The organism is Vagococcus intermedius (genome assembly GCF_029144185.1).
In the GTDB taxonomy this organism is placed as follows: Bacteria; Bacillota; Bacilli; order Lactobacillales; family Vagococcaceae; genus Vagococcus_D; species Vagococcus_D intermedius.
Window position 1 is genome coordinate 552,034 of sequence record NZ_CP110232.1, and the last position, 18,916, is coordinate 570,949.

At 34.2% G+C, this 18,916-nt stretch carries 17 protein-coding genes; 9 read left to right on the plus strand and 8 right to left on the minus strand.

Going from position 1 to position 18,916, the window contains the following annotated elements; genetic code table 11:
- Positions 1-6: 6 nt before the first annotated feature.
- From OL234_RS02485 to OL234_RS02495, 3 genes are all read left to right on the plus strand, one after another.
- The gene (locus OL234_RS02485; RefSeq protein WP_275469598.1) at positions 7-1,281 is read left to right on the plus strand and encodes a hypothetical protein; all 1,275 of its coding nucleotides are present in this window, start codon (positions 7-9) and stop codon (positions 1,279-1,281) included.
- Position 1,282: 1 nt separating this feature from the next.
- A complete protein-coding gene (locus OL234_RS02490) occupies positions 1,283-2,716 on the plus strand; it encodes an oligosaccharide flippase family protein (protein ID WP_275469599.1) in 1,434 nt (477 codons plus the stop codon).
- A gap of 126 nt (positions 2,717-2,842) precedes the next feature.
- Positions 2,843-3,757 (plus strand): LCP family glycopolymer transferase, encoded by a 915-nt coding sequence (locus OL234_RS02495; RefSeq protein WP_275469600.1) that lies wholly within the window; start codon positions 2,843-2,845, stop codon positions 3,755-3,757.
- Positions 3,758-3,841: 84 nt separating this feature from the next.
- Here the strand turns inward: OL234_RS02495 and OL234_RS02500 are convergent, their stop codons facing one another.
- The 5 genes from OL234_RS02500 to OL234_RS02520 form a co-directional block, all read right to left on the minus strand.
- Positions 3,842-4,090 carry a hypothetical protein gene (locus OL234_RS02500; RefSeq protein WP_275469601.1) on the minus strand — a complete coding sequence of 83 codons (249 nt, stop codon included), beginning with the start codon at positions 4,088-4,090 and terminating at the stop codon, positions 3,842-3,844.
- Positions 4,091-4,745: 655 nt separating this feature from the next.
- Positions 4,746-5,933, minus strand: a complete 1,188-nt coding sequence (locus tag OL234_RS02505; protein ID WP_275469602.1) for a serine hydrolase domain-containing protein — start codon at positions 5,931-5,933, stop codon at positions 4,746-4,748.
- 126 nt (positions 5,934-6,059) lie between these two features.
- Entirely contained in the window at positions 6,060-6,272 is a 213-nt protein-coding gene (locus tag OL234_RS02510; protein ID WP_275469603.1) for a DUF2922 domain-containing protein, read from the minus strand.
- Positions 6,273-6,289: 17 nt separating this feature from the next.
- On the minus strand, positions 6,290-6,502 hold the full coding sequence (locus OL234_RS02515) for a hypothetical protein (protein WP_275469604.1): 213 nt from the start codon (positions 6,500-6,502) through the stop codon (positions 6,290-6,292).
- 90 nt (positions 6,503-6,592) lie between these two features.
- Positions 6,593-7,129: a hypothetical protein gene (locus OL234_RS02520; protein ID WP_275469605.1), complete on the minus strand. Its 537-nt coding sequence runs from the start codon at positions 7,127-7,129 to the stop codon at positions 6,593-6,595.
- Positions 7,130-7,287: 158 nt separating this feature from the next.
- Here OL234_RS02520 and OL234_RS02525 point away from each other — a divergent pair, with 158 nt between their 5' ends.
- Positions 7,288-8,043 carry a hypothetical protein gene (locus OL234_RS02525; RefSeq protein WP_275469606.1) on the plus strand — a complete coding sequence of 252 codons (756 nt, stop codon included), beginning with the start codon at positions 7,288-7,290 and terminating at the stop codon, positions 8,041-8,043.
- Positions 8,044-8,112: 69 nt separating this feature from the next.
- On the opposite strand, the gene rlmD is transcribed toward OL234_RS02525, so the two are convergent.
- A complete protein-coding gene (gene rlmD / locus OL234_RS02530) occupies positions 8,113-9,489 on the minus strand; it encodes a 23S rRNA (uracil(1939)-C(5))-methyltransferase RlmD (protein ID WP_275469607.1) in 1,377 nt (458 codons plus the stop codon).
- 204 nt (positions 9,490-9,693) lie between these two features.
- Here rlmD and recX point away from each other — a divergent pair, with 204 nt between their 5' ends.
- The 5 genes from recX to OL234_RS02555 all read left to right on the plus strand — a co-directional run bounded on the left by recX (position 9,694) and on the right by OL234_RS02555 (position 15,269).
- Complete coding sequence (gene recX / locus OL234_RS02535) at positions 9,694-10,506, plus strand: recombination regulator RecX (protein WP_275469608.1); 813 nt, start codon at positions 9,694-9,696, stop codon at positions 10,504-10,506.
- On the plus strand, positions 10,499-11,731 hold the full coding sequence (gene mutY / locus OL234_RS02540) for an A/G-specific adenine glycosylase (RefSeq protein WP_275469609.1): 1,233 nt from the start codon (positions 10,499-10,501) through the stop codon (positions 11,729-11,731). Before recX ends, mutY begins: the two co-directional genes overlap by 8 nt.
- Positions 11,732-11,876: 145 nt before the next feature.
- A complete protein-coding gene (gene ntdP, locus OL234_RS02545) occupies positions 11,877-12,413 on the plus strand; it encodes a nucleoside tri-diphosphate phosphatase (protein ID WP_275469610.1) in 537 nt (178 codons plus the stop codon).
- 198 nt (positions 12,414-12,611) lie between these two features.
- Entirely contained in the window at positions 12,612-13,733 is a 1,122-nt protein-coding gene (locus OL234_RS02550) for an AI-2E family transporter (protein WP_275469611.1), read from the plus strand.
- 153 nt (positions 13,734-13,886) lie between these two features.
- Positions 13,887-15,269 (plus strand): hemolysin family protein, encoded by a 1,383-nt coding sequence (locus OL234_RS02555; RefSeq protein ID WP_275469612.1) that lies wholly within the window; start codon positions 13,887-13,889, stop codon positions 15,267-15,269.
- A 358-nt stretch (positions 15,270-15,627) separates the two neighbouring features.
- Here OL234_RS02555 and recQ read toward each other — a convergent pair whose 3' ends face one another.
- Together recQ and OL234_RS02565 are read right to left on the minus strand one after the other, a co-directional pair.
- Complete coding sequence (gene recQ / locus OL234_RS02560) at positions 15,628-17,454, minus strand: DNA helicase RecQ (RefSeq protein WP_275469613.1); 1,827 nt, start codon at positions 17,452-17,454, stop codon at positions 15,628-15,630.
- A 132-nt stretch (positions 17,455-17,586) separates the two neighbouring features.
- Positions 17,587-18,825, minus strand: a complete 1,239-nt coding sequence (locus tag OL234_RS02565; protein ID WP_275469614.1) for an exo-alpha-sialidase — start codon at positions 18,823-18,825, stop codon at positions 17,587-17,589.
- Positions 18,826-18,916 lie beyond the last annotated feature (91 nt).

Genomic DNA, 18,916 nt, shown 5'->3' on the forward strand with positions numbered 1-18,916 from the left:
TTATGTATGGGTATAAATCAACAGACATTTTTAGTCAAGTTATTTATCTTTTTAATATCTATTATTTCATTATCAATTGGTATATGTGTACTTTATTTTGAAGGATTAAACGCTTTTAAAATAATCAGTTATTTATTATTAATTAACTCTGTATCTTTAATTTACCTGTATAGAAAAAATATTCCTATTATGTTAGTTTGGGGATTTATCACCTATTCTAATTATAGTATTGTTATGGGAGAAGTTTTCAGTCCGAATAGTAGAAGCTTATTCTCATCGTTAAAAGAGGATGCTAGTAATATAATAGGTTTAATGTGCTTATTATTATTTACAATTGTGATTATAATACTGACATTATTCTTGTATGATAACAGAGAATTGGATTTTATAACATATACTAGAAATGAAAATAATATAATAGCTTCATGTATAATTGTTATTTTATTTTTGATTTTTATATTTGGTTTTCAACGTCCAGATGCTTTAGGAGAAAGAGGGACGCCGTCAGCTTTATATGAATATTCAAGTATTTTTTTTATAATAGGTATTTATTACACTCGAAAAAAGAGTATTTTTGAAAAAATTTATATAATTATAGCTATATTATTTTGCATACAAAATTTTAAATTTGGTGGAAGAATCATTGGGTTACAAATCATATTTATTTTATTCTTAATGCTTTATCAAAAAAAATTGAATATAGCAAAATTTTTTTTGATATCAATAACGGGTATTATATTTATGACGGGTCTAGGAATTATGCGTGATAAATATATTCAAAATGATTCTATAGTAAACTTGCTTTTAGAAAGGAAATTTTCTTTAGATACAGCTATAGCAGCGTATTTCACGTCTCAAACTTTTATTTTATATAAAGCTATGACTACTACTCAAGAACAGTTAACATTGTTGTATAATTTTATTATAAGTTTGTTTACAGGGGGGGATAGAGGTGTTAGTTCGAATTTATCTTTGATTACTAGGGAAATATTTATCCACCAATTTGGGGGGGTTTTTCCGATATGGTTTTATTATTGGTTAGGGTATTTGGGAGTGATTTTAGCAGGTGTTGTTACATATTTATTTACTGTAGTAATACAAATTAAGAATAGTAACTTTGCTAAACTATTGGCTATATTTATATTTTCTACTACTCCTAGATGGTATTTGTATTCACCAACAAACTTATTCCGAAGTTCTATGTTATTTTTAATAGTGTACATTTTTGTAAAATTTATACATTATTTAACACAAAAAAATATTAGAAAGAGTAGAAGTTAGTATGACAAATAGAAGAACAAAAAAATTACTTTTTTTTAACATAGTATATAGCGGATTATACCAAATTTTAGTCCTGATTGTTCCACTCTTAACAACTCCATATGTGACTAGAATTTTTAATGTAGAACAAATGGGAAGTTATGGAGCATCATTAGCATTGGCTAATCTATTTTCATATGCTGCAAAAATGGGGATGGGATACTATGGAAATAGAAAAATAGCACAGGCAGACAGTAAAGAAGAATATTCGGCAGATTTTTTCAGCTTATTTAAGATACAGTTTATTTCTTCAATTGTATTTTTCTTCATTTTTATAGTTATTACAGTTCCTTTTGGGAAGAGGTCTGAGCTATATCTGATCCAATCACTTTTTATACTATTTGGCTTTTTCGATGTATCTTGGTTTTTTATAGGAATGGAAGATATGAAAAAAGTGGTTGTTAGAAATATGTTAACTAAAATCCTGACAACAATTGCAATATTTATATTTGTAAAAAAATCAACTGATTTAACTTTATATGCGTTTATAGTTGTATTAGGAATTTTGTTAGGTAATTTATTTATGTGGTATAGGATAAATACTTATATTGATTTTTCATATCGTAAAGAGAAGATAAAAAAGAACCATATAGGTGGTTCTTTCAGATTAATGGTCCCCTTTTTCTTAAATAATATGTATACAACAGTGGATAGAAACTATCTATTGTGGTTATCAAATTCGTTTGGAAGTGTTGGAGTATATGATCAGGGACGTAAAATAATTAATATTTTACAAACTTTCTGTAATGCTAGTATTGATGCAGTAATGCCAAGAATGGCATTTATGAGCAAGGAAAAAAATTCAAAGGACTATATTGATTTTATTCAAAAAGGGTTGAAAATATGTATTATAATCTCAATCCTTTTAGTATCAGGTATTTTAACGTGTTCTGAATACTTTGTTCCTTTATTTTTTGGGCCAGGATATGGCGATGTTAGATATGTTATGGAAATTAGTAGTTTAGCTTTTATAATTTTTCCAACAAGTATATTTTTATCTAATGGGGTGATGGTGTCCTCATCAAAAGATAAAAATTTTTTGGCTATTAGCATAGTTATGATTTTATCCTCTGCTCTCTTTAACATCGTTTTGGATAGTAAATATTTATTTATTGGAGCAAGTATTGCTTATATTTTCACTGAAATTATAGGTTTTTGTATGAAAATAAATGTTTTAAAAGAAATTATTTCAATAAGGAGTATTTTTATAAATGTTGTTATCATAATGATAGGTTCATTTTTTTCTATAGTAATGATCAAATTGATTAATAGATATATTGATTTAGACTCAAGTATATCTAATTTAGCACTTAATATTCTTTTGAATTTAGTTATTTTATTTATATTACTGTTAATTATATCAATGAAAAAAATTAAAACCAGGATTTTAAAATAACTAATCATATAGTAATCTCGTTAATTCCTAAACATTCTCTAAAGTTACCTTAATATCTTTGCCTAGTGATTGGTTAGTATGGTTTAATAACTGTAGTTATTAAAATAAAGAAGGTGCATGATAGTTATGTTGAAAAAAATAGTTAAAACCATTTCGATTTTACTGCTAGTGATCATCTTAGCAGGTGTGGGCTACGGAGCCAAAGTTTACTTTGATGTCAGAAATACAGCTAAAGGAATTAATACACCGGTTGAGCGTCAGTCTAACTTACGTGATAAAAATGTGGACATTGATTCAGGACAGCCATTTTCAGTCTTATTATTAGGACTAGATACTGGTGACAAGGGACGAACGGATCAAGGGCGTTCTGATACCATGCTATTAGCGACTGTCAATCCTAAACAAAATCAGACAACTTTAGTTAGTCTACCGCGTGATACCTATACAGAAATCATTGGACACGAGGGAAATACCAAAGATAAGTTAAACCATGCTTATGCGTTTGGTGGTGCTGCGATGGCGATGGATACCGTTGAAAATCTTTTCCAAACCCCAGTTGATCACTATGTGACAATCAACATGAAAGGGTTACAAGATTTAGTTGATGCCGTTGGTGGGATTACGGTTGACAATCAGTTAGAGTTTAGTCAAGATGGGTTTGATTTCCCAGTTGGAACAATTAAGCTCAATGGCGAATCAGCTTTATCCTATTCTCGAATGCGTTACGAAGATCCAAATGGTGACTACGGGCGTCAAGAACGTCAACGTAAGATCATCCAATCAGTTGTAGATCAAGCTATGAGTGTTTCCTCGGTAACAGGTTATACTGATATTTTACGAGCTATTTCTGATAATATGAAAACAGATTTATCTTGGGATGATATGATTGATATTTCAACTAAGTATCGTTCAGCTTTTGGAACAGTTCAAGATGATGGACTGAAAGGTGACGGTGTGATGCTTGATGGTGTATCTTATCAGGAAGTTTCTGATAGTGAACTAGCACGTGTCAAAGACCTATTAAATAGTCAATTAAAATAAAAAAAACTAGGTACCGACTATCAAACAGTCGGCACCTAGTTTTTTTCTTAGGAAGATTTCTTCTAATTATTATTAGGGTAATAGTTAGAAGATGGAATAATGTATCGAAAAAAGAATGATACCAGATAAAAATAAAATAAAAGCATTGATAAGATAGTTAGGATTTTGATTATCAAGATAGCGTGCGAGTAAAAAGGCTGCTATACCAAATAATAATAAGGTAGGCAGTTCAAATGAAGGGACTCCCACTACCCAATGGATAATACTAAAAATAAGTAGGATAACAAAGTAAAAACATCCCATCATCGCTAACGGAAAATAATAATTTTTCATCATAACACGTCCTTAGCTCCAATTTAGTCCTTTGTCTCAAAGAAGTCAAAGTCAATTATTTCAAGCAAATGTAACAAAAAAGAATGAGTGAGAAAAAGGGTTCGCGAAATGATGAGGTTACTTAGGGACTGTCTTAACTTGAGTTACTAAGCATAGGTAGAGTTGTTAAATCATCTATTGGAATTACGATATAGGTAAGCCTTATCTAAGGTTACTTGATAGGGACTTTATTATAAACTAAATGGCACCTTAGAGAATGTCGACCTACATTCTCTAAGTGGAAATTAGTCGGAAGGTGAGTGACTATTCCAAATGCCACCGTCAATGTAACATCTCTTTTAAAAAATGTAAACGATTTATTCTTTATTTTTTTTAATGAATAAGGCTAAAATAGCAATAATTTAAAAATAAAAAGAATGAATGCCTAGTATCCTGTGTTTTTTATTAGTTTCTGCGACAAGATTTTGAATTTCTTTATTTTTTTATCCTTCAACTAAGAGGTGTAACAAATTAGAAAAGACCTTAGGTTTTAGCTTATAGAAAGAGAAATTAGCATGCCAGTACAATCTGTAGCGAGAATAGTCAAAGCATAATGAGTTAGACAGGTAAAAACATCTACTATTGAGGAATATTTCCCAAAATAGTAGATGTTTTTTTACAGCTTTTTAAATAACTTTTCAGCAAGTTTTGATCCAGTGACATTGTAACTATTTTGTAATAGAACAACCGCGTTTTTACCATTATTTGAAATAAAGAGTGACGACTCATAATTTCTAAATAAACCATGACCTTTTTTAAAGCCGTCACGGTGGTAAAGACCACTGGCATAAGTATAGGCATAGTTTTGAGGAGCATTTGTCCACAAAGCATCCAAACTAGTCCGAGCAATTAACTTGCCATCCATTAGAGCATGAAGATAGGTCAATAAGTCTTTTGTGGAAGCATACAAATTACCTGTTCCAAGTTCAGCCGAGTAGTTATGTTCGGCAATGGTGACTGGCTTGCCTTTTTCATCATAAGATAAGGTATGTTCAGGATCGTTAGTAAACTCTTTATAAAAACCAGTATGAGTTAGATTTAAGGGAGCTATAATTTTTTTAGTCAGATAATCTTGGTAGCTTTCGCCAGTTATCTGTCTAATAATAGCTGCTAGGAGCATATAGTTAACGGAAGAATAGTTCCATTTGTCAATCTGTTTGTAGGTGACATTTTTTAATACATAGGCGATGGTATCTTCTTCAGACTTTCCTTTAGGATCATTTCCTTCTAAGAACAAGCCACTAGACATATCTAAGAGATTCCGAATCGTAATCGTCTCACTGTAAGGAACTTCCGGATAAAACTCAGATAACAAGGTATTAAAAGTTAATTTTTTATCTTGAATTAACATCATAATTAAAGTTGCTGTATAGGATTTTTGAATAGAAGCTAGCATAAATTCCGTATCAGGCTGATTTTTGATTTCTTTTTCTTTATTAGCATCGCCATAACCTTTATTTAAGATGACCTGATTATCTTTTATGACTAGGGCAGAACCTTGGAAGGTTGTTTCGTTAATTTGTTGATTAAGAGAAGCACTTAAGGTTTTATCTGAATTGATAGCTTTATTGTAGTCAATTCTAGAAAATGATTGTGACGATTTCTCTTGAAGGTTGTCTAATCGTGAGGTTAATTTTTTGTTTTTTTTAGTGAGTTTTATCTCAGATTTCTTAAAGCTATGCTCTAATTCTGATACTTGTTGTGTCAAATATAGTGTTGCAAGGCTTGCTGATAGTAATACTCCAATTAAAAAAGTAATGACACAGGTGCGAAGTCTGACGTATTTGTGTTTGGTATGTTTCAATGGGAAGGCTCCTTTAAAATTAAATAATATTGAGATGAAAAATCAAATTTTTTTAGTTGTTATCTAAAAAAAATTGTGATAAAAAGTAGTTAAAAATTTGCTAAAAGCATGCTATCGTTAACCTAGTTAAAATAAGTCTGTTGTTAATGTTTCAATGTATTTGGCACTAGCTATCTGACTATATTTAAGAACACTGTTACGTTCAAATAATTCCAATTGAATAAGTTGCTCCATAAAGTATTTGACTTGTTCGGCTGACAAGCTTGAATCAGCAAGTCTTGGTGTGAGAGTGACAGGTTTACCTGCCGCATCTAAAAAATTTAAGGATAGTTTTTTCATAATTAGTGGTCTCCTTTTTAGTAATCAAGCGTATAGCGGGTACGATCAATTGTTACGATTGAATCTAAGCTATAGCTATCTGGGGTAATAGTATTAAGCAATTGGCTAAAGGCAATCAGTTGTGCTTCACTGGCATTGGTTACAACATTATTAAATTGTTCGTGAAGGGCTATTTCACTCGTCGGTTGGTTAAAATAAACATCTACCTTGGTACTTTCTAGAATTTTCATTTAAACACTCCTCATTGGCTGATAGTGTAAGGTCGCGACGTCTTACACTAATAATAACGAAAAACAAGGTGAAAGTGTCTTACTTTTTTTTTAATTTTTATGAATTAACGCTAAAAACTTTTTTTGAATATTTTTGCGATAGCGATAGACACTACTTCGAGGGAGTTGATTTTTCTTTGCATAATCATTTAAAGAAGTCGGGTGATGAATAAGGGTTAGTAAAAGTAGGCGTTCTGCTGATGTTAAAAGGGGGAGAAGTTCTAAGAGTATTTCTTTAGCGTTCAGGGTTTCACTAAAATCAATCTGAGGGTTAAGGAGAGGAGACTCTAAGTCAAGAGCAACGTCACGAGGTTCTATTTTGGTTTTATAGCGTAAATAACGTCGTTGTTCGTCACGCAAACGCCAATACAGTTGTTGGTAGATATAAGATGGTCGTTTGGCAAGCGGTAGGTTATCTAAGGATAGCACTGCGGTTTTTTCAAGTATTTGTAAGAAAAGTAGACGACCTATCTGAACAAAATCTTCATAGTCAGGAGAGTAAGGATAGATGTGACAGCGTTTTAAAATACTATGAATCATCTTTTGATTTTCAGTGAAAAATGAAAGTTCTTTTTTATTTAATTTCATATTTATCTTCCTTATCAAATAAAATCGTCGGCCGACGTTAGGGTTACTATACACAATAATATGAAGCTAGGTGGGATGGAAACCTGACTAAATCAATTGAATATAGCACTTGTTTTTGAGAGAGAAAGAGTCTAGTCTAACTAAGGAAGTGACTAAAGATGGTATATAAAATCAATAAAGATAAGTCAACCTCAGTCCTTGATGTCAATGAGGCAACTTCTTTTTTAGGAGGGTGTCAAGTAGTTAAGTTTGCTAAGATTACTAACCAAACATTATTTTTGATGGATTTAAGTGAAATTGCATCACACTATCATAATAAAACGTTGTTGATCAATTATTTAAATGTCCCACTCATTGTGAGCCGTTCGGTAAATGAGCTGATTGGTGAGTTGAACCAGGAATTATTGATTGATTTAGTTCAGCAAAAAAAAGTTATGACCCAGGAGTTTGGCAAGCGCTATCGTTTACCTATATTAAGTGGACGAGGTGTTTTTGTTCCATTTAGTCAAGGTCAGTGGTACAATTTGTTTTTTATTGAAGGTCTTCTCAAGTCTCAAGTAGCCAATTGTTTAGGTGAAAATTGTCGAGTTATTTTTAGTGGTAAATGTGACATTATTTTTCCCAAAACCTATCGCTCTTTTTTGACTAACTTACAAAAAGACTTGTGTCTAAGTTATTATTTAGCCAATTATTTTTCAGAGTTAGCTTTGCGTCAAGTAGGGTGTAAAAAAAATTATTCAAAAAAAATAAAACAATTATTGATCAGATTTAAAGTCCCTGTCCCTCAAGATTTGAATGAGGCACAATTAAAAGAGTTACATTTTTTTTTAGCCCGTTGTCAGGTGGAGGCATACCTAATGGCTGACACTAAGTGGGGGTTGTCTGAAATAGAGGAATTAATTCAGATTAGTTAAAAAAAGTTAGCCCTCATATCGTCTATCACCTTTTTCAAGGTCATTCGGTATAAGGGCTAGCCTTTTCAATTATTTTAAAACTAAACGAGCAACCACTTCAGCTCTAGCTGTCTGTGGGAACATATCAACGGATTGTAAATAATCAACACGGTATTTTTTTGTTAACTTGACTAAATCACGAGCCATTGTAGAAGGGTTACAAGAGACGTAGACCAATGTTTGACTTGGATAGTCTAAAAGGGCTGTAATTAGGGTATCATCTAAACCTGTTCGTGGTGGATCAACCACAATCCCAGTTGGTTTAAAACCGTCTTTTAGCCATTTTGGTAGTAAGTCTTCGGCTGTACCGACTTCATAATGGCTGTTAGTAATCCCAAGACGGTTAGCATTATGTTTGGCATCAGAAATTGCTGCAGGGATTGTGTCCATCCCACGAACTTCTTTCACCTTTTTCGCTACACTAAGACCAATCGTCCCAACCCCACAATAAGCATCCACAATCGTATCATCAGTTTTCGCTTTAAGAGCTTTACGGGCTTCATCATATAAGACGGCAGTTTGTTGAGGATTAAGTTGGAAGAAGGCTCTAGGAGATAGATCAAAAACTAACTCTTCTAAGTGCTCCTCAATACTTTCTTTCCCCCACAAGTGCAAGGTCTCATCTCCCATAACTAAAGAAGTTTTTTTATTTTGAACATTTTGCATGATAGAAACTACCTCAGGCAGTTGTTCGTTAATCTCGGCAATCAAAGCTTGTTTTTTTGGTAGCTTCGGACTGTTGGTGATGAAAACAACTTGAACTTCACCTGTAGCAATACCGACACGAACCATGAGTGTTTTAACAATCCCACTATTAGTTTTTTCGTTATAAATTGGTACTTGATGTTTTTCTAATAGGCTGGCAACCTGGTTTACAGTCTTCATAGTGGCAGGTTCTTGAACCAAACAGTCATCAATTGCGACCAAATCATGAGAATCAGATTGGTATAAACCTGTCGTCACTTGCTCCTTATCGTTTAATCGAACTTGAAATTGTAATTTATTGCGGTAATGCCAAGGGGTTTCCATCCCGATAGTGTCAGGCATCGTATAATGCTGATAGCCTTGGGGTTTATATTTGGCTAAGGATTGTTTGACGACATCACGTTTGAAGTCTAGTTGTGAGTCATAAGCAAGATGCTGTAATTGACAACCACCACATTCTTCATAGACGTGACAAGGAGGCTCAACGCGATCTTTAGCAGCCTTATTAATTTTCATTAATTTTGCTTCAACAAAACGTGGTGCAACAGATGTTACTTTAGCAGTGACAGTCTCATTTGGTAAAGCGCCAGGAATAAAGACGATCGTTTTTTTAAAATAGCCAAGACCTTCACCATTGATACCTAAGCGTTTGATTGGTAGGGTTATTGTTTGTCCCAATTTGATTTTATGTTTCGTTTCCATGATTTCACCTTTTCTCTCTAAATAAGTGCCGTTATCTGACTGAGATATGCTTTTTTAGTTTAGCATAACCAGTGATTAAAGCCTAGTTGTCTTTGCTTAAAACCCTCAAAATTCCTTTTTTATAAGCAAAGGATAAATAGTTAGTCATTTGAGTATGTTATAGTGAAGAGGCCGATAAAAAATGTTAAGAAAGTAGGGATCAAGTTGGAACAAGTTAAGCGTTTAGAAAAAGTCAAAGCCAATTATTATAAAGTCTTTTTAGAATCAGGCGAAACCTTCCATATCTCAGAAGATGTTTTAGTTCGCTATCGCTTGTTAAAAGGGACCGAATTAAATTCAGAACAAATCGCTGAGATTACCTTACAAACCCAGTTAGACCATGGTTATCAGTTAGCTTTAAATTATTTGAGTTATCAATTACGGACTAAGAAAGAGATACGTGATTATTTATCCAAAAAAGAAATCACAGCTGAAAATATACCAGCTATAATGAAGCGACTAGTGGACTTGAAATTAGTTGATGATCTTGTTTATGGTCAAAGCTATGTTAGGACGCAAGCCCGTCTAGGGGATAAAGGGCCACGGGTGATTCGTGAAAAATTGATGCAAAAAGGAGTGTCTGAGTTGATTATTGACGAATCGTTAGAAGAGTATCCATTTGAGAGCCAATTAGCAGTTGCAAAAAAAGTTGCTGAAAAAGCGGAACGTAAGTATGAGCGTCATAGTCATACTGAAAAACAACGTAAAATAAAACAATATTTAATGAGTAAGGGATTTAGTGGAGATGTTATAACAGAAAGCCTGCAAGCCTTAGCTTTAGAAAAAGATGAAGAAGTCGAAGAGGATTTATTGTCTCTTCAAGGAGACAAGTTGTGGCGTAAAAATCAACGATTTGATGCTAAAAAACGCAAACAAAAAGTCACACAATCCCTCTATCAAAAAGGGTTTAGTTTTGATTTGATTAATGACTATATTAGAAATAAAGAGATGGAAGAGGAAGACGGAGTAAATGACTAAAGAAGATTTATCAGGGATCTTGGCTCAGTGGAGTCCGGAAAAAATCCAAAAATTTCAAACTGATTTTTTAAACTGGTATGAAAAAGAGCGACGAGATTTACCGTGGCGTGAAAATCAAGATCCTTACCGCATATGGGTGTCAGAAATCATGCTGCAGCAAACACAAGTCGTAACAGTTATTCCTTATTTTTACCGTTTTATGGAATGGTTTGAAACGATTGCTGATCTAGCTGAAGCACCAGAGGATAAACTGTTAAAAGCTTGGGAAGGCTTGGGTTATTATTCTCGTGTTCGTAATATGCAAGTAGCTGCTCAACAAATGATGACAGATTTTGATGGCCAGATGCCTCAAACGGTCGAAGAAATTAGTAGTTTGAAAGGGATAGGTCCTTATACTGCCGGAGCTATCGCAAGTATTGCTTTTGATCTACCAGAACCAGCCATTGATGGTAATGTTATGAGAGTCTTTAGTCGTCTCTTTGAATTAGAGGCAGATATTGCCAAACCTAGTTCAAGAAAAGTCTTTGACTACGTGGTACGACAAGTGATGCCACACCATGATCCAAGTAGTTTCAATCAAGGGATTATGGATCTTGGATCAGGTATTTGTACGCCCAACTCACCTAACTGTTACGAGTGTCCCTTACAGGAATATTGTCAAAGTTTTGCTAAAGGGACGATGCTTAACTATCCTGTTAAAAGTAAAAAAGTTAAAAGTCGTCCGGTTTATTATTTGGCTCAAGTGATAAAGAATTCGAAAAATGAATATTTATTGACACAACGGTCAAGTGAGGGACTGTTAGCAAATATGTGGACCTTTCCCTTAGTGGAAATTTCTAAGGAGGAGTACCAAAACTTAAAGACTGATTGGCAGAGCTTTGTTGCAGCTGACAATCAGCAACAATCGTTGGAACAACTGACATTAGATAACGTAGCTGAACCATTTAGTGAGTATGAAGCAAGTTATTTAAAACAGCAGACGGGTCGTTATGCCAAGGTAGTCTGGCAAAAACAGCCCTTAGCTGAAGTGACACATATTTTTAGCCATTTAAAGTGGCATATTCTTGTAATACCGGGGTTTCTTAACGAAGACACTGAGTTCGTTAAAGAAAGTAGAGAGACTTTTGCTGCACCTAAGACTTTCAATAAGTATCCATTCCCTAAACCTCAACAAAAAATTGTGACGACTTTGGAGAATTCAGGTTATTTAATTGCGGAAGAATAATCGTGAAAATAAATGGACGGTTTATTCATTTTAATATCTATTTTAGCGTGCAGGTGAAACTTTTTGTGCTATAATATGGAGGATGCCGGTGTCATGTACACCCTTAAAGAAATGGCTGATTCATTTCATAGAAAGTAGGGTCCCTATGCGTGTTCCTAGAGAAGGGGAATTCATAACCATTCAAAGCTATAAACACGATGGCAATTTACACAGAACCTGGCGTGATACCATGGTACTAAAGACTAGTGAGCACTCACTTATTGGCGTAAATGATCATACGCTAGTCACTGAGTCAGATGGTCGAAGATGGGTAACAAGAGAGCCTGCGATTGTTTATTTCCATAATAAATATTGGTTTAACGTTATCGCAATGATCCGTGAAAAAGGGGTATCTTACTATTGTAATTTGGCCTCTCCTTATTTGTTAGACGGTGAAGCTCTTAAGTACATTGACTATGATTTAGATATCAAAGTCTTTCCCGATGGTGAAAAACGTTTGTTGGATGTTGATGAGTATGAGGAACATCGTCAACAAATGAATTATCCGTCTGAAATTGATTTCATTTTAAAAGAAAATGTTAAAATTTTAGTTGACTGGATTAATAATCAAGAGGGACCATTCTCACCAGAATACGTTGAACTTTGGTATGAACGCTATCAGCAATTGTCACGCAAAGAATAGCAGTCTGATGAGTTTCTTATTTAAGTAAAAAAACACTCTTCTAAGATGAAGAGTGTTTTTTTAAAACCCTTTTTACATTTTTTATTAATAGTTATTCCCTTAGTATTACGGTATAATGATAGAAACTAAAGAATTATAAAGAGTAGCTAACTGTTGGAATAAAAATGCCGACAGTTATTTATTTAAGGAGGATAAGAGATGTTTGATAAGATGAAAAATTCCAAACTGATGTTTTGGTCAGTTGAATTACTTGTAATTGCGTTACTAATTTTTGTTTCATCACAGATTAGCTTTGTATTTCAACCTATTGCGACCTTTTTTTCAACATTATTTGCACCAGTCTTAATTGCTGGATTTTTATATTATATGTTAAATCCACTGGTTAACTTTATCATGAAAAAATTAAAGGTTAAAAAAAATCTTGCTGTTGGACTAGTCTTGGTCTTACTAATTGCTATCATTGCCTTTTTGATGAGTACAGTTATTCCAAACTTGGCCAAACAAGTTACTCAATTGGCAAGCAACCTGCCAGAGTTTGTTAAGAGTACGGAGCAATGGGTTAATCAATTACTGGCGCACCCAATGGTTAAAGATTTGGATTATCAGCAATACTTGGATCAAGTTGATTTATCATTTGGTGACATTATGAAAAATGTTGTTAATAGCTTATCAAATGGTATTGGTTCAGTTATTTCATCAATTGCGAGTACAACGATGTTGATCGTCACAGTACCGTTCATTCTATTTTATATGTTAAAAGATGGTGATCGTTTTGTGCCTTCTATTGAACGCTACTTACCACGTAATCACAAGGAAGAGATTATTGAGTTATTGTCAAAAATGAGTCAAACCATTTCATCTTATATTAGTGGTCAAACGTTGGAATGCTTGTTTGTAGCAGTGGCGACTTTTGTTGGCTACCAACTAATTGGGATTCAATATGCCTTTTTATTTGGGTGTATTGCTGGAGCAACGAATATGATTCCTTACTTAGGACCTTACATTGGTTTAGCACCAGCTGTGATGGTGACGATTTTCACATCACCGATGCAAGCAGTTTTAGCCTGTGTGGTTGTTTTGATTGTCCAACAAATTGATGGTAACATTATCTATCCAATGGTAATCGGTAAAAGTTTGGATATCCATCCGTTAACGATCATCTTGATTTTGTTAGTAGCAGGTAATCTTGCAGGCTTATTAGGGATGATATTAGGAGTGCCGTTCTATGCTGTCTGTAAGACTATATTTATTCATATTTTTGACATCATTCAATTAAATCGTCAAAAAAATGCAAAAGGCACGAAGATTATCGAGGATTAGTTAGTCAAAATATTGTCAAAATAAGTTAACTATGATACGATTTTCCTATAAAATTAAATGAACTGTATGAAGCCCTTTATTGATTAAAATACTGCTTAGTTGTAAGTATTTTAGTTAGTAAGGCTTTCCTACATTATAAGGGGAGAAAAAAGTATGAATGCTGACCCAGAGAGTCAGTCCTTAGTGGGCCAACTAGTTATTTTGGTGGTCTTAACATTGTTAAATGCGTTTTTTGCTGCAGCCGAGATTGCGGTTGTTTCATTAAACAAAAATCGAATCGAACAAAAAGCTGAACAAGGTGATAAAAAAGCGTTGCGACTGTTTGCTTTACTAAGTAATTCGAGCCATTTTTTATCGACGATCCAAGTCGGGATTACTTTAGTAAATATTTTAGCCGGAGCGTCGCTTGCTGATGCATTTGCTAAAAAATTAGCACCATTATTTGGTGATGCTACTTGGGCAATGCAGCTTTCTAAAATTTCTGTATTAGTGTTATTAACTTATATTTCAATTGTCTTTGGCGAGCTATATCCTAAAAGAATCGCTTTGAATAAGTCGGAAGAGGTTGCTCGCTTTGCAATTGGTCCAATCAGTGCGATCGGTGTTATTGCCAAACCTTTTGTCTGGTTATTATCAGCTTCGACAGATCTTTTAAGTAAACTAACACCTATGAAATTCGATGATGTTGACAACAAAATGACACGAGATGAAATGCGCTACATGTTGGAAAAAGAGGGCGTCTTAGAATCAGAAGAATTAGAGATGGTTCAAGGTGTTTTTTCACTTGATACAACAGTAGCCAGAGAAGTCATGGTTCCAAGAACAGATGCGTTCATGGTTGATTTAAACGACCCGATAGAAGAAAATCTAGCATTAGTTTTAGATAATAGTTTTTCAAGAATCCCTGTTTATGATAATGACAAAGATAAAGTGATAGGGGTCTTGCATTTGAAACGCTTATTAAAAGAAGCGTATTCTAAAGGTTTTGATAAAATTGATTTATTATCAATTTTACAAGAACCACTCTTTGTTCCAGAAACTATTTTCACTGATGATTTGCTATATGAGTTAAAACGCACCCAAAATGCGATGGCTATCTTATTAGATGAGTATGGTGGCATGGTAGGGATTGTGACTTTGGAAGATTTGTTAGAAGAGATTGTTGGTGACATTGAAGATGAATCTGATGAAGTTGAAAAATTATATTCACAAATAGAAGAGAATGTTTACTACGTCCAAGGTCGAATGCCAATTGATGATTTTAATGAGTTATTTGATAAAAATTTAGACATGAAAGACGTCGATACGATGGCAGGTTATCTGATTACTGCTCTTGGAACAATCCCAGATGAAGATGAAAAGCTTGCCTATGAGGTAGAAGATATGGAACTAGTCTCAGAAGAAATGGAAGGGTCAAGAGTACTTTTAATTAAAGTAACCTTTAACACGCCAAATCCCGAAGACTCTTCAGAACCAGAAGAAAAAGAAACAAAAAAAGAAGACAAAAAATTCTTCGGGAAAGATAGTCGCGATTAACTCCCGTTTTACTTTGAGAAATTAAAAGAAAGCCCCTAACTCAAAAAAAGAGTAATGGGCTTTTTAATTTCCGAAAAGTAGGGAGTAATAGCCCTAAAGATAGTCGCGATTAACTCCCGTTTTAATTTGAGAAATTAAATGAAAGCCCCTAACTCAAAAAAGAGTAACGGGCTTTTTAATTTCCGAGAAGTAGGGAGTAATAGCCCTAAAGATAGTCGCGATTAACTCCCGTTTTACTTTGAGAAATTAAATGAAAGCCCCTAACTCAAAAAAAGAGTAACGGGCTTTTTAATTTCTGAGAAGTAGGGGTAAGTAATCCTCATAATAAAAAAACTTTCCTAATTTAGGAAAGTTTTTTTTATGCTTGTTCTGCGATATAGTCTGTGATTAGTTCCAAGAAGTCTTCGCCATATTTTGCTAATTTAGCTTCCCCAACACCATTGATTTTAGTCAATTCAGAGGCGGTTGTTGGTAAATTAGTTGTCATTTCACGCAAAGTTGCATCGGTAAAGACAATATAGGCAGGGACTTTTTGTTGATCTGCAAAATTGCGACGTAATACTTGTAATTTTGCAAATAGTGCTGGATTTTTGATATCGTCGTTTGCCAACCTTTTTTTCTTTTTAGGGGCTTCTTCCTTGACTAAGTTCATCATTAAAGTGGCATTAGGTTTAAGTAGTTCTATTGCTCTAAACCCTAATTTTAGAGTAGGATATTGACCATCAACTTGTTCTAAGTAGCATTCAGCTAGCATGAACTCAATCATTTGACGCAGTTGTTTTTCACTAGTCTCTTTCATTAAACCGTAAGTGGATAGTTTATCAAGGTGCAAGCTTTTGATACGTTGTTGCTCACTTCCACGTAAGACATCGATAACGAGACGTATGCCGTAGTTTTCACGGAGACGTTTGACACAGGAGATGATTTTTTGGGCTGAAATCGTCACATCTATTTTTTCAGTATTGGCTAAGCAAGTGCTACAGTTTCCGCAATAGTGAGGACTTCGTTCACCAAAGTACATCAAAATATAGTGACGTAAGCAATCTTGTGTGAAGCAATAAAATGACATTCTTTTAAGGCGTTCTTGCTCGTGTTTTTTAAATTGGTCACGTTCTTCTTCGGACAATTGATCGTTTTCAGCGTTATTATCAATAAAGTATTGGTTTGTTACCACGTCACGCCCACTATAAAGTAAGACACATTCAGCTGTCGACCCATCACGTCCAGCGCGGCCCGCTTCTTGGTAATAACTTTCCATATTTTTGGGCATATTGTAGTGGATGACAAAGGAGACGTTTGATTTATCAATTCCCATACCAAAAGCATTAGTTGCAATCATAATTTTAGCTTGATCTGTCACAAAAAGTTCTTGGTTTAGTTTTCGTTCAGCATCTTCTAAACCAGCATGATAGCGGGTAGCACTGTAGCCCATCTCGTTTAGTCGTTCGGTTACTTCTTCAACATTTTTTCGTGAGTTACAGTAGATAACCCCGTTCAGTTCTTCGTGATTATCTACATATTTAGCAACAAAATCAAATTTATCTTTTGGTTTTGCAACAGTAAAAGTTAAATTTTTACGATCAAAGCCAGTTGTAATAGTATAAGGATCTTTAAGTTTTAAAAGTTGTGTAATATCTTCTTTGACAAGAGGGGTAGCAGTGGCGGTAAAAGCACCAACGACTGGCCGGATAGGTAACTGATTGATATAGTCATTTATTTGTAAATAACCGGGTCTAAAATCTTGTCCCCATTGGGAAACGCAGTGGGCTTCATCTACGCTAATGAAATCAATCTTTAAGTGACGTGATAGCTCTAAAAAACGATTGGTTGTCAGTTGTTCAGGCGCTATGTAGATTAGTTTATAACGACCTTGTCGTGTGTTCATCAACATTTTATTTTGTTGAGTAGGTGTTAGAGAACTATTTAAATAAGCGGCAGGGACACCGACTTGCTTGAGCGCAGAAACTTGATCCTTCATTAGAGAAATCAACGGTGAGATGACGAGTGTAATACCATCGAACACCAAAGCAGGGATTTGATAGCAGAGCGATTTTCCAGCACCAGTAGGCATAATACCTAACACATCTTGTCGTTGCAGTAAAGCGTCAATAATTTCTTCTTGGCCCTCACGAAATTCTGAATAACCAAAATAAGTTTGTAAAATTTGATGTTTTGTTTGAGTCATAGGGTGTGTCGACTCCTTTCCTACACGTTGTAATTTATCTATTATAGCATAAGTTATTTATAAAGATGATAGGTGATGAGATGAGAAATGAAAAGACAACGATTAACTATTAATCGTTGTCTTTTTTTAGTATTATTTTATTTTTTTATGTAGATCTGCATAATTAGACATATCAACGCCAGTTAAGTTGTTAATATCAGCACCATAAGACAAGCCAATCCCTCGTGTATCGTCAAAGCCGATTCCACTGTAGAAGACGTAATACTTACCATTTTCTTTGATGAAGCAGCTACGATAAATTCCACGTCCGTCCCATGCTTCTTTTTTTTGTGAGGGATAGATGATAGGGGTTAAATCAGTCCATTGTTTTCCATCTGGTGAAGATGAGTGATAGAGATTCATAACATGACGCTCTTCAAGGTCAGGTTTTTCACCTTCTTGTTTTGAACCAACTAAAATCATTTCATATTTTCCTTCAATTTTTTGAACATCTAAATGCCAGTGATGCATGTTAGCTGTTTTATTTTCGTAAGGAACGTTTACTTCAACAGGTTTTGTCCAAGTTTGACCATCCTGACTTTCGCGATACCAAATACGGTAACCGTTAGCAACATACCAAACTTTATAACCACTCTCGTCTTTTACAAAGGCAGGAGATACCCAATCATCGGTTTTACGAGGGCCACGATTGGTAATTTTTTTATCGCTCCAAGTTTTGCCATCAAGTGTATCTGCACGATAAATGATTGCTTCTTGCTTAATATCATCAACATAACGCCAGAAGACTTCTAGACGATCTTTTTCTTTGTTATAAACAATATGAGTATCTGAATCGTATTGTTTTGGGTTGTTATCTTGATCAAATTCTTTAGATTTTGGTTCATCCAAAGGATTTTTCAAGTCATTTGCGGCTTCCCAAGTTACCAAGTCATTGCTACCAAAAATATGTGGATTCTCTTTAGCGGCATCTCCTTTAGGATAAGAAGTCACAGCCATCCAATATTTATAGCCGTGCCATTTTTCAGGAAAAGCGACGACAGAAGGATGAGTTGTTTCAACAGTATTATAAGCAGTAGGTAGAACTAAGCGTTCTTTAGCATTTGCTTTCGTTGTAATTTTTTCTCCAGTAGTATTGTCAATCAATTGCTCTGCTTGTCTTTCGTGACGTGCTAGGTATTTGGTTTGGACAAAGTTATAAGTCATGTAACTGAAGCCACTTAAGCCAATCAAAGCTAATAAGGTCATAAAAATAGTAAAAGGTTTTCGGTTCTTTTTCCCAGAGTTTGTTGCCTTAGCATAGAAAAAGCTAGTTAAAGCAAAGGTCAATAGGATTAGACCAAGTGTGCCAATAATAAAAAATCTTAATCTCATAATTACCTCCATTTTTAATAAAAATATTTAATCCGTCCATATTATACCGTAAAGTATTCCTAATAGTAATAGCCTGCATGTGCAATATTCT

What these genes read in the sequence shown, in the direction of transcription:
- OL234_RS02525 (WP_275469606.1), top strand. Translation starts at nt 7,288, where the DNA reads ATGGTATATAAAATCAATAAAGATAAGTCAACCTCAGTCCTTGATGTC.
- OL234_RS02565 (WP_275469614.1), bottom strand. Translation starts at nt 18,825, where the DNA reads ATGAGATTAAGATTTTTTATTATTGGCACACTTGGTCTAATCCTATTG.
- mutY (WP_275469609.1), top strand. Translation starts at nt 10,499, where the DNA reads ATGACTAAAGAAGATTTATCAGGGATCTTGGCTCAGTGGAGTCCGGAA.
- OL234_RS02495 (WP_275469600.1), top strand. Translation starts at nt 2,843, where the DNA reads ATGTTGAAAAAAATAGTTAAAACCATTTCGATTTTACTGCTAGTGATC.
- recQ (WP_275469613.1), bottom strand. Translation starts at nt 17,454, where the DNA reads ATGACTCAAACAAAACATCAAATTTTACAAACTTATTTTGGTTATTCA.
- OL234_RS02520 (WP_275469605.1), bottom strand. Translation starts at nt 7,129, where the DNA reads ATGAAATTAAATAAAAAAGAACTTTCATTTTTCACTGAAAATCAAAAG.
- OL234_RS02490 (WP_275469599.1), top strand. Translation starts at nt 1,283, where the DNA reads ATGACAAATAGAAGAACAAAAAAATTACTTTTTTTTAACATAGTATAT.
- OL234_RS02485 (WP_275469598.1), top strand. Translation starts at nt 7, where the DNA reads ATGGGTATAAATCAACAGACATTTTTAGTCAAGTTATTTATCTTTTTA.
- OL234_RS02515 (WP_275469604.1), bottom strand. Translation starts at nt 6,502, where the DNA reads ATGAAAATTCTAGAAAGTACCAAGGTAGATGTTTATTTTAACCAACCG.
- ntdP (WP_275469610.1), top strand. Translation starts at nt 11,877, where the DNA reads ATGCGTGTTCCTAGAGAAGGGGAATTCATAACCATTCAAAGCTATAAA.
- OL234_RS02555 (WP_275469612.1), top strand. Translation starts at nt 13,887, where the DNA reads ATGAATGCTGACCCAGAGAGTCAGTCCTTAGTGGGCCAACTAGTTATT.
- OL234_RS02500 (WP_275469601.1), bottom strand. Translation starts at nt 4,090, where the DNA reads ATGAAAAATTATTATTTTCCGTTAGCGATGATGGGATGTTTTTACTTT.
- OL234_RS02510 (WP_275469603.1), bottom strand. Translation starts at nt 6,272, where the DNA reads ATGAAAAAACTATCCTTAAATTTTTTAGATGCGGCAGGTAAACCTGTC.
- rlmD (WP_275469607.1), bottom strand. Translation starts at nt 9,489, where the DNA reads ATGGAAACGAAACATAAAATCAAATTGGGACAAACAATAACCCTACCA.
- OL234_RS02550 (WP_275469611.1), top strand. Translation starts at nt 12,612, where the DNA reads ATGTTTGATAAGATGAAAAATTCCAAACTGATGTTTTGGTCAGTTGAA.